The sequence below is a fragment of the Vibrio sp. S12_S33 genome, assembly GCF_963889785.1.
Taxonomy (GTDB): domain Bacteria; phylum Pseudomonadota; class Gammaproteobacteria; order Enterobacterales; family Vibrionaceae; genus Vibrio; species Vibrio aestuarianus.
Map to the genome: position 1 here is coordinate 1 of NZ_CAWPQZ010000202.1, position 727 is coordinate 727.

Here is a 727-nt window from a genome sequence, read left to right on the forward strand (position 1 = left end):
CGATCAATCTCAGGTTGTTCAAGAATCCAGTTCGACCAAACCAACCTGCCGAAAACACGGAACGAATTATCAATGAAATCGTAGCTTTGACCTTAAAAACTCATCAAACACATAACGCCCAATTAAGGGGTGAGCAACGCTACCACCCAACCTAAAGCATTACACCGTAACCACTAAAAGTGAAGTAGAAGAAAAAATGCCAAGCGTTGGGAATCCCTCTTAAATTGTTTGTTATGCAAATTCAATAAGATAAGATGACTTTACTCGATCAAAAACCACAATTGCAATAGTTGAGTGATTCAAGAACCAACCCAAGCAAAAGCCGTGATAAATAAGCTGCAAAAATGAAGTCTGCCTTCCAGCGACAACCTAGGCTTTTGAACCAAACTAACTCAACGAGCAAAGCCTTCAACAAATACAAAATGATCGATTAACTTGCTCTTTCCACACTTTGCGCTCACTAAATTGACAACACGCCAACGCTAAAACCGATTGAGGCAAATAAAGAATCTTACCTGTTTTACGGTTTGAGTTAACCATGAATTTGAGGGTAAAAATGCTCATTTGCCGACAGCTCAAAACGAATGTCCGGAGAAATCTCAAAAGATTGAACCCCTAAATTTACCTGAGTTGCATAACGCCCAATTAAGTGGTGAACAACGCACTGGCCAAGCCGCTGCATTGCACCGTAAAACACTTTACCTAACGCATAGTAAAACTGCCACGC

1 protein-coding gene is annotated in these 727 nt (G+C 40.7%); it reads right to left on the reverse strand.

The window, feature by feature from the left end; all coding sequences use genetic code 11:
* Positions 1-532: 532 nt before the first annotated feature.
* A partial coding sequence (locus AACW06_RS19845) for a hypothetical protein (RefSeq protein WP_192076370.1) occupies positions 533-727 on the reverse strand: 195 nt, incomplete at its 5' end.